The 9,673-nt window shown below is 65.3% G+C and carries 7 protein-coding genes and 1 pseudogene; 4 read left to right on the top strand and 4 right to left on the bottom strand.

Annotation, left to right across the window (positions count from 1 at the left end; genetic code table 11):
- A pseudogene (locus tag ACLP4W_RS00755) lies at positions 1-143 on the top strand (ribonuclease E activity regulator RraA); the annotation flags it as partial.
- 12 nt (positions 144-155) lie between these two features.
- On the opposite strand, the gene ACLP4W_RS00750 reads toward ACLP4W_RS00755, so the two are convergent.
- On the bottom strand, positions 156-1,625 hold the full coding sequence (locus tag ACLP4W_RS00750) for a flavin-containing monooxygenase (protein WP_442383150.1): 1,470 nt from the start codon (positions 1,623-1,625) through the stop codon (positions 156-158).
- Between the two features lie 85 nt (positions 1,626-1,710).
- Between ACLP4W_RS00750 and ACLP4W_RS00745 the strand changes: the two genes are divergently transcribed.
- Both ACLP4W_RS00745 and dinB read left to right on the top strand, forming a co-directional pair.
- Entirely contained in the window at positions 1,711-2,352 is a 642-nt protein-coding gene (locus ACLP4W_RS00745; protein ID WP_442383148.1) for a TetR/AcrR family transcriptional regulator, read from the top strand.
- Between the two features lie 31 nt (positions 2,353-2,383).
- Positions 2,384-3,595, top strand: a complete 1,212-nt coding sequence (dinB, locus tag ACLP4W_RS00740; RefSeq protein WP_442383146.1) for a DNA polymerase IV — start codon at positions 2,384-2,386, stop codon at positions 3,593-3,595.
- On the opposite strand, the gene ACLP4W_RS00735 is transcribed toward dinB, so the two are convergent.
- On the bottom strand, positions 3,584-4,612 hold the full coding sequence (locus ACLP4W_RS00735; RefSeq protein ID WP_442383144.1) for a PHP domain-containing protein: 1,029 nt from the start codon (positions 4,610-4,612) through the stop codon (positions 3,584-3,586). The genes dinB and ACLP4W_RS00735 overlap by 12 nt on opposite strands.
- Positions 4,613-4,715: 103 nt before the next feature.
- On the opposite strand from ACLP4W_RS00735, the gene ACLP4W_RS00730 reads away from it, so the two are divergent.
- On the top strand, positions 4,716-5,567 hold the full coding sequence (locus ACLP4W_RS00730; RefSeq protein ID WP_442383142.1) for an LLM class F420-dependent oxidoreductase: 852 nt from the start codon (positions 4,716-4,718) through the stop codon (positions 5,565-5,567).
- Positions 5,568-6,130: 563 nt separating this feature from the next.
- Here ACLP4W_RS00730 and ACLP4W_RS00725 read toward each other — a convergent pair.
- A complete protein-coding gene (locus ACLP4W_RS00725) occupies positions 6,131-7,597 on the bottom strand; it encodes a glutamate synthase subunit beta (protein ID WP_442383140.1) in 1,467 nt (488 codons plus the stop codon).
- A partial coding sequence (locus ACLP4W_RS00720; RefSeq protein WP_442383138.1) for a glutamate synthase-related protein occupies positions 7,590-9,673 on the bottom strand: 2,084 nt, incomplete at its 5' end. The genes ACLP4W_RS00720 and ACLP4W_RS00725, both read right to left, overlap by 8 nt.

Here is a 9,673-nt window from a genome sequence, read left to right as displayed (position 1 = left end):
GCATCAAGGCGCTGGGAACCAATCCCCGCAAGAGCACCAAGACTGGCGCCGGAGCGCGCGACGTCGAGGTCAGTCTGGGCGGGGTGACGTTCGTGCCCGGCGAGATCGCCTACAGCGACGACGACGGCATTGTTGTTGTCTAGGTCGTCGTCTAGCTAAACCGCCACCGGGGCGCGCTTTTTCGCGAACCTCAGGCCCTCGTCGGCGATCTTGCCGCGTCGAATCGTTCGCATGTCGAAGAAATAGTTCTGTCTGAGCCGCCACGGGGCGCGCGAGCCCGACTTGGGCAGCGAGTCTATCGAACGCTGGAAGTAGCCGGGGTTGAAGTCCATGAACGGCAACTCCTCGACGGCATCGCCCGGATGCTGCGGCTCCACTGTGTCAAAACCCTTGGCGTCCATGTATTTCAATAACCGGCAGACGAATTCGGAGACCAGGTCGGCCTTCAGCGTCCATGACGCATTCGTGTACCCGAAGGTGATCGCGAAATTCGGGACTCCGGAAAACATCAAGCCTTTATAGGTCATCAACGATGTCAGGTCTAAGGGCTCACCGTTCCTGGACGGCTGCACCCCGCCCAGTAACTGCATATTCAATCCCGTTGCGGTGATGATGATGTCGGCCTGCAACTCCTCACCCGAGGTGAGCTTGATTCCGGTTTTGGTGAATCGGTCAATGGTGTCGGTGACGACGTCGGCCTTGCCGTGCCGGATGGTCCGGAAGAAATCCCCGTCGGGGGCCAGGCACAGCCGCTGGTCCCATACGTTATACCGCGGCCCGAAGTGCTTTTCGATGTCGTAGCCTTCAGGCAGCCGCCGCTGAGCCATCGTCAGCAGCGCCTTACGCATGTAGGCGGGGGCTTTCCGCGACAGCTGGTACTGGAAGGTGCTGAACGCGATGGCTTTCCAGCGGTTCGCGATGTGCGCAACGCGGTCGGGCAGCAGCCGGTTGGCCCGCTCGGCGAAGGGATCGACCCCGGGCAGCGATCCGATGTAGGTCGGTGAACGCTGCAACATCGTCACGTGGCCGGAACCCGAGTTCACCAGGGCCGGGATCAAAGTGATCGCGGTAGCGCCCGACCCGATGACGATGATGTTCTTGCCCGCATAGTCAAGGTCCTCCGGCCAATGCTGCGGATGGACGATCGTGCCCTCGAAATCTTCGGAGCCGGCGAACTTCGGCGAATATCCCTCGTCGTAGTTGTAGTAGCCGGTGCAGGCGAACAGGAAGGAGCAGCTGAGGTCGTGCTGTTGACCGTTGTGCTCCACGGTGAGGGTCCACCGGTTGTCGGCGTCGGACCAATCGGCGGCCACCACCCGGTGGCGGTAGCGGATGTGCCGGTCGATCCGATTCTCGACCGCAGCCTCGTTGATGTAGGCCTTGATCGAGGCGCCGTCGGCGATCGACTTCGCCGAGTGCCATGGCTTGAACCGGAACCCGAGGGTGAACATGTCCGAGTCGGACCGGATGCCGGGGTATTTGAACAGGTCCCACGTGCCGCCCAGATCGTCGCGGCGTTCAAGAATCGCGTAGCTCTTGGTCGGGCAGCGGTCCTGCAAGTGCCAAGCCGCGCTCACGCCGGAGATACCGGCGCCGACGATGACGACGTCCAAGTGCTCAGTCACCTCAGTCATGGGGGCACGCTATCAACGCCGTGTCGAGTCCGTCAACGCCATGTCGAAACTTTCAACACAGAGTAAGCTGCCCGTCGTGACCACCTCCGCCGCCGGCCAGACCTCTCGGGGTCGGCGCAGCGCCCGCCCGTCCGGTGATGATCGTGAGCTGGCGATTCTCGCCACCGCCGAGCAGCTTCTCGAGGATCGTCCGCTGACCGACGTCTCGGTCGATGACCTGGCTAAAGGCGCCGGCATCTCCCGGCCGACCTTCTACTTCTATTTTTCGTCCAAGGAAGCTGTGCTGCTAACCCTGCTGGATCGGGTGGTTCATGAGGCGGACAGCGCGCTGGAAAACCTCGCCGAGAAACCCGGCGGCGACCGCGACGACATGTGGCGCACCGGGATCAACGTGTTCTTCGAGACGTTCGGATCCCACAAGGCGGTTACCCGGGCCGGTCAGGCCGCCAGAGACACCAGCGCCGAAGTCCGCGAATTGTGGTCGACGTTCATGCAGAAATGGATCGCCTACACCGCCGCGGCCATTGAAGCCGAGCGGCAGCGCGGCGCCGCCCCGGGCACGTTGCCCGCCCTCGAGTTGGCCACCGCGCTCAACCTGATGAACGAGCGGACGCTGTTTGCATCGTTTGCCGCCGAACAGCCTTCCGTCCCGGAGGCTCGCGTGCTGGACACGCTCGTACACATCTGGGTTAGCAGCATCTACGGCGAGGCGCTCTAACGTAAGTCTTGTCGCACTCGCATGCGAACATATGTTCGTGCGGTGTGATGCTTCCATCCTGCACGCGGACCTGGATTCGTTCTATGCGTCCGTCGAACAGCGCGACGACCCGACGTTGCGCGGCCGCCCAGTGATCGTCGGCGGCGGCGTGGTGCTGGCGGCGAGCTACGAGGCCAAGGCCTATGGTGTGCGCACCGCGATGGGCGGGGCGCAGGCGCGACGCCTGTGTCCGCACGCGGTGGTGGTGCCGCCCCGGATGACCGCCTATTCGCGCGCCAGCGACGCCGTGTTCGAGGTGTTTCGAGACTGCACACCTATCGTGGAGCCACTCTCGGTGGACGAGGCATTTCTCGATGTCGGCGGGCTGCGCCGGGTTTCCGGCCCGCCGGTCCAGATCGCGGAGCGGCTGCGCGCCGACGTGCGCGTCCGCGTCGGTCTGCCCATCACCGTGGGAATTGCCCGCACAAAGTTTCTCGCGAAGGTCGCCAGCCAGGAAGCCAAGCCCGATGGCTTATTGCTGGTGCCGCCCGATCAGGAGTTGGCATTTCTGCACCCTTTGCCGGTGCGCCGATTGTGGGGCGTGGGCGCGGTGACCGCCGACAAGCTGCACGCCCACGGCATATCCACCGTCGCCGACGTCGCCGAGCTCAGCGAGTCGACGCTGGCGTCACTGCTGGGCCCTGCCATGGGCCGACAACTTTATGCGCTGTCCCGCAATATCGACCGCCGGCGGATGACCACCGGTGTGCGTCGCCGGTCTGTCGGTGCCCAGCGCGCGCTGGGCCGGGCCGGCAACCGGATGTCGGCCGCCGAGATCGACGCGGTGGTGGTGAACCTGATAGACCGGATCACCGCCCGCATGCGTACCGCCGGGCGCACCGGGCGCACGGTGGTGCTGCGGCTGCGGTTCGACGACTTCAGCCGGGCGACCCGTTCACACACGTTGCCGTGGGCCACCTCGTCGACACAGCCCATCCTGGCCACCGCCCGGCAGCTGGTCGCATCGGCGGCGCCTCTGTTCGCACAGCGCGGACTGACGCTGGTTGGCTTCGCGGTGTCGGGCATCGACCGCAGCGGCGCCCAGCAGCTGATGCTGCCGTTCGGCGAGGGCGAGCCGGTGGCCCTCGATGCCATAGACGAGGCGATCGATCGGATACGCCGTCGCTACGGCAGATCCGCGCTCACGCCCGCGGTGTTGGTCGGGCGCGATCCGGGCCTCGAAATGCCCCACCTACCCGACTGATCCGCGTGTGTTACTTGATCCCGTCCATTGCAGCAGCCGTTCGGCCGGCCAGGTGTTGACGATCCGGTCGACCGGAACGCCCGCATCCAACGCGCGCTGGGCGCCATAGCCGAGGAAGTCGAGCTGGCCGGGCGCGTGCGCGTCGGTGTCGATGCTGAACACGCAGCCGATCTCCAATGCCAGGTTCAGTAGACGGGTCGGTGGGTCGCGCCGCTCGGGACGGGAATTGATTTCCACCGCGGTCCCATGGTCACGACAGGCGGTGAACACCGCTTCCGCGTCGAACTTCGATTCGGGCCGGATGCCGCGGTTTCCGGCAACCAGGCGGCCCGTGCAGTGGCCCAGCACATCGGCGTGGCCGTTGCAGACGGCGCGCACCATGCGCCGGGTCATCGCCGCCGAATCCATCGACAACTTGGAATGAACGCTGGCCACCACGACGTCGAGGCGCTCCAGCAGTTGCGGTTCCTGGTCGAGGCTGCCGTCTTCGAGGATGTCGACCTCGATCCCGGTGAGAATGCGCATCGGCACGAACTTGTCGCGCAACTCCTCGATGGCGTCGAGCTGTTTGCGCAATCGCTCTGCCGACAGCCCGTTGGCTATGGTCAGCCGCGGCGAGTGGTCGGTCAACGCACAGTACTCGTGCCCCAGCGTGGCAGCGGTAGCCATCATCTCCTCGATCGGCGCCGACCCGTCCGACCAGTTCGAATGCAGGTGCAGATCCCCGCGCAGCGCGGCACGAACGTCGCCGCCGCCGAGGTCCTCGGCAGCAGAACGCAATTCGGCCAACAGATCCGGTTCGCGACCGGACCACGCCTGGTCGATGACCTTCGCCGTCTTGGGACCGATGCCCGGCAGCGACTGCCAGCTGTTGGCCTGGCCGTGCCGCTCCCGCGCGGCGTCGTCGAGACCTTCGATGATGTCGGCGGCGTTGCGATAAGCCATCACGCGCCGGGGGTCTTGGCGGCTCCGGTCCTTGTAGTAGGCGATCTGCCGCAGCGCGGTTACCGGGTCCATGACTCCAGTCTGCCTCGCCGCCAAATCGTCGCCGGATCGAGTCGAATTGCGCGCCAACCTGCTTCGACGTCACGCGGGCCGAAGCTCGACTACCGTCGTGCTCATGCGATTCGCGTTCAAAACCTCACCGCAAAACACCACCTGGGCACAGATGCTGGCCGTATGGCAGGCGGCCGACGATATCGACGTCTATGAGTCCGGTTGGACTTTCGACCACTTCTACCCGATCTTCTCCGACAGCGACGGGCCCTGTCTGGAGGGCTGGACAACGCTGACCGCGCTGGCGCAGGCCACCAAGCGGCTGCGGCTGGGCACCCTGGTCACCGGCATCCACTACCGTCATCCCGCGGTGCTTGCGAACATGGCCGCAGCGCTCGACATCATCTCCAACGGACGTCTCGAGCTAGGGATCGGCGCCGGGTGGAACGAGGAGGAGTCCGGCGCCTATGGCATCGAGCTGGGCACCATCAAAGAACGCTTCGACCGGTTCGAAGAGGCCTGTCAGGTACTGACCAGCCTGCTAAGCGAAGAGACCACCGACTTCGACGGGAAGTACTACCAGCTCAAGGGTGCCCGCAACGAGCCCAAGGGCCCACAGCGCCCGCACCCGCCGATCTGCATCGGCGGCAGCGGAGAAAAGCGGACACTGCCGATAACCGCGCGTTACGCCCAGCACTGGAACTTCGTCGGCGGGCCGCCCGACTTGTTCGCGCGCAAGCGCGACGTGCTGGTCGCGCAGTGCGAGCAGATCGGGCGCGATCCGAAGGAGATCACCCTGTCGGCCCACCTGCGCCTGGACGCCGAGCGCAATTACGGGCACGTCATGGAGGACGCGGCCGCGCTGGCCGCCGAGGGGTTGGACTTGGGCATCGTGTACATCAACCCGCCGCACGACCCCGCCGTGCTGGAACCGCTGGCCGAGACGATCCGGGATTCGGGGCTGTGGGACGGCTGATAGCCGGTTTCACGCGGTTTGCCGGCCGGTTGTCCCGGCAGTACAAAATGCCGCAGTTACACCATTCTGCGCGACGTCTATGAGCGACTTCGGCGCCTCAACACCGGCGGCAAATCTGGCAGTTGGAATGGTGCATATCTAGCGCGCTGCTCGAACCCTTGGCAGGAGCAGTCCAGGATTGCAGATTGCGGGGTGGACGAGAGCCTGATTCTCACTCGGCAAACTCGTGCAAATCAGGCGCCGGCTCCCGGCCAGCAGAGTCGGGGGCTTACACCCCGAAGAGCAGTAGTTCTTCGGCGGTGATCAGGCGTTCGTGCTTGGCGGGAAATTCGCGGCTTTTCAACGGATGACGTAGCCATGACCAGGCCTTTCGCCCCACCCGCGATCGAGATACTGGGTTGATATGCACAGTGATCACTCCTGCGATCGGTCCGTTCAACCGGGACTCCCATGTGACGTTTATGTGATGGGGCCCACAACGGGTTATTAGACAACAGCCCTCTGGCAAACGGCGGGAGAAACGCCGAGCAATTATGCGCGTGTTTCAGGTGTGACTGGTGTGACTACTGAAGCGGTGCGGCCGTCGGCTTGATGGGCGCCGGCAGCGCCGTGGAACCCATCAAGTACCGGTCCGCACCCGCCGCCGCAGCCCGGCCCTCAGCTATCGCCCAAACTATCAATGACTGGCCGCGACCCATGTCACCGGCGACGAAAACACCGGGCACCGAGGTGTCGAAATCGGCATCTCGCGCGACGTTGCCGCGGTCGGTGAGCTTGACTCCCAGGTCGGTGAGCAGGCCCGGCTTCTCCGGGCCGACGAATCCCATAGCCAGCAACACCAGGTCGACCTCGATGTCGAAATCGGAACCCTCGACCTTGACGAACTTGCCGTCCTGCATGGCTACCTCGTGTGCCCTGAGCGCCGTCACGTGCCCGTCTTCGCCGACGAACTCCTCGGTGTTAACCGAGAACACCCGCTCGCCGCCCTCTTCGTGCGCCGATGACACCCGGTACATCAGTGGGTAGGTCGGCCACGGGGTGGAGGCGGCGCGGGTCTCCGGGGGACGGGGCATGATCTCGAACTGGTGGATGTTGGCCGCACCTTGCCGGTGTGCGGTACCCAGGCAGTCGGCGCCGGTGTCGCCGCCACCGATGATCACCACCCTTTTGCCCTTGGCGGTGATCGGCGGCTCCCCGTCAGGCCCCAGCACGTCATCCCCCTCCTGCACCCGGTTACCCCACGGCAGGTATTCCATCGCCTGATGGATGCCGTCCAGGTCCCGACCGGGAATTGGCAGGTCGCGCCAGGCGGTGGCGCCGCCGGCCAGCACCACCGCATCGAAGTCGGCGAGCAGCTGTTCGGCGGTGATGTCGATCCCCACGTTGACGCCGGCCCGGAACTCGGTTCCCTCGGCCCGCATCTGGTCGAGCCGCCGGTCGAGGAAGCGCTTTTCCATCTTGAATTCCGGGATGCCGTAGCGGAGCAGCCCACCGATGCGGTCGTCGCGCTCGAAGACGGTCACGCTGTGCCCGGCGCGAGTCAGTTGCTGAGCGGCCGCCAGACCGGCTGGGCCCGAACCCACCACGGCGACGGTCTTTCCGGTCAGCTTGTCCGGCGGCAGGGGCACGACGAAGCCCTCCTCGAAGGCCCTGTCGATGATCTCCAGCTCAATCTGCTTGATCGTCACCGGATCCTGGTTGATTCCCAGCACGCACGCCGGCTCGCACGGCGCCGGACATAGCCGGCCGGTGAAGTCCGGGAAATTGTTGGTGGCGTGCAGCCGTTCGATCGCGTCGCGCCAACGGCCCTTGCGTACCAGGTCATTCCATTCGGGGATCAAGTTACCCAGTGGACATCCGTTGTGGCAGAAGGGAATACCGCAGTCCATGCAACGGGTTGCCTGATGACGCAAGGTCTCGTCGTCGAAGTCCTCGTAGACCTCTTTCCAGTCGCGCAGTCGCACCGGGACAGGCCGGCGCTGCGGCAATTCCCGATGAGTGTATTTCAGGAAGCCGGTGGGATCAGCCATGCGCGGCCGCCATGATCGCCTTGTCGACATCGACGCCGTCGCGCTCCGCTTCGGCGATGGCCTGCAGCACCCGCTTGTAGTCGCGCGGCATCACCTTGGCGAAATGCCGCTGCTGAGCAGGCCAGTCGGCGAGGATCCGCTGGCCGACCGCGGAATCGGTGGCGTCGACGTGGGCCTGGATGCTGCCGTGCAGCCACTCTGTGTCGTCTTCATCGATGGTTTCGAGCTCGACCATTTCGGCGTTGAGGTTCTTGGGCAATTCGCCATCCGGGTCGTACACATAGGCCACGCCGCCGGACATGCCCGCCGCGAAGTTACGGCCGGTGGGGCCCAGGATGACCACCTTGCCGCCGGTCATGTACTCGCACCCGTGATCGCCGACGCCCTCCACCACGGCGTGCGCCCCGGAGTTGCGGACCGCGAACCGTTCGCCGACCAAGCCGCGCAGGTAGACCTCCCCACTGGTGGCGCCGAACAGGATTACGTTTCCACCGATGATGTTGTCCTCGGCAACGTATTCCGGCGGCGCGTTGTCCGACGGCCGCACCACAATCCGGCCCCCGGACAGGCCCTTGCCGACGTAGTCGTTGGCGTCGCCGTAGATGCGCAACGTAATCCCCCTGGGCACAAAGGCGCCCAGGCTGTTGCCAGCGGATCCTTCGAAGGTGATGTCGATGGTTCCGTCCGGCAGCCCCTGGCCGCCATAGGCTTTCGTCAACTCGTGGCCGAGCATGGTGCCCACCGTGCGGTTGACGTTGCTGATGGTGGTGGAGAATCGCACCGGCTTGCCGGAATCCAACGCCTCGCGGCTCATCACGATCAATTGCTGATCGAGCGCCTTGTCCAGGCCATGATCCTGACGGGAGCTGCAATACAGGTCTTGGTTCATGAACGCCGACTCCGGCTCGTGCAGCACCGGCGTCAGATCCAGCCTGTGCGCCTTCCAATGCGCGCGTGCCAGCGTGGTGTCCAGCGATCCCGCCTGCCCGACGGCCTCGTTGAACGTCCGGAAGCCCAACTGCGCCATGTATTCCCGGACTTCTTCCGCGATGAACATGAAGAAGTTCTCGACAAACTCGGGCTTGCCGGTGAACCGCTCCCGCAGCACCGGGTTCTGGGTGGCAACGCCAACCGGGCAGGTGTCCAGGTGGCACACCCGCATCATGATGCAGCCGGAAACCACCAGCGGGGCGGTGGCGAAGCCGAATTCCTCGGCGCCCAGCAGCGCACCGATCATCACGTCGCGACCCGTCTTGAGCTGACCATCCACCTGGACCACGATCCGGTCGCGTAATCCGTTAAGCAGCAACGTCTGCTGCGTCTCGGCCAAGCCCAGTTCCCAGGGGGCGCCCGCATGCTTCATCGACGTCAACGGGGTCGCACCCGTGCCGCCGTCGTGGCCCGAGATCAGGACCACGTCGGCATGTGCTTTAGAAACACCAGCCGCGACCGTCCCTACCCCGTTTTCGGAGACCAGCTTGACGTGCACCCGCGCGGACGGGTTGGCGTTCTTCAGATCGTGGATGAGCTGGGCCAGGTCCTCAATGGAGTAGATGTCGTGGTGCGGCGGCGGCGAGATCAGGCCCACGCCGGGGGTGGAGTGCCGGGTCCTGGCGATCCACGGGTACACCTTGTTCCCCGGCAGCTGGCCGCCTTCGCCGGGCTTGGCGCCCTGGGCCATCTTGATCTGGAGGTCGTCGGCGTTCACCAGGTACTCGCTGGTGACCCCGAACCTGCCGCTGGCGACCTGCTTGACCGACGACCGGCGTAGGTCGCCGTTCTCATCCGGCACGTACCTGCGGGCGTCCTCGCCGCCCTCGCCGGTGTTGGACCGGCCGCCCAGCCGGTTCATCGCGATCGCGAGGGTCTGGTGGGCCTCGGCCGAGATCGAGCCGTAAGACATGGCCCCGGTGGCGAACCGCCGCAGGATGCTGGAGGCCGGTTCCACGTCGTCGACCCGAACGGGCCGCGGTGCCTCTGGAGGCTCCGCTGCGCCAGTCCCCTCGTCGACGCCCCGGATGCGGAGCAGCCCGCGCAGCGTCATCAGCCGCCGTGACTGGTCGTTGACCAGCGTGG

The organism is Mycobacterium sp. (assembly GCF_052145595.1).
Lineage (GTDB): Bacteria > Actinomycetota > Actinomycetes > Mycobacteriales > Mycobacteriaceae > Mycobacterium.
The sequence above is the reverse complement of the archived record's forward strand: the minus strand, read 5'-3'. Positions and strand labels throughout refer to the sequence as shown.

Coding starts and splice junctions, on each gene's coding strand:
- dinB (WP_442383146.1), top strand. CDS start 2,384: ATGTTCGTGCGGTGTGATGCTTCCATCCTGCACGCGGACCTGGATTCG.
- ACLP4W_RS00730 (WP_442383142.1), top strand. CDS start 4,716: ATGCGATTCGCGTTCAAAACCTCACCGCAAAACACCACCTGGGCACAG.
- ACLP4W_RS00725 (WP_442383140.1), bottom strand. CDS start 7,597: ATGGCTGATCCCACCGGCTTCCTGAAATACACTCATCGGGAATTGCCG.
- ACLP4W_RS00735 (WP_442383144.1), bottom strand. CDS start 4,612: ATGGACCCGGTAACCGCGCTGCGGCAGATCGCCTACTACAAGGACCGG.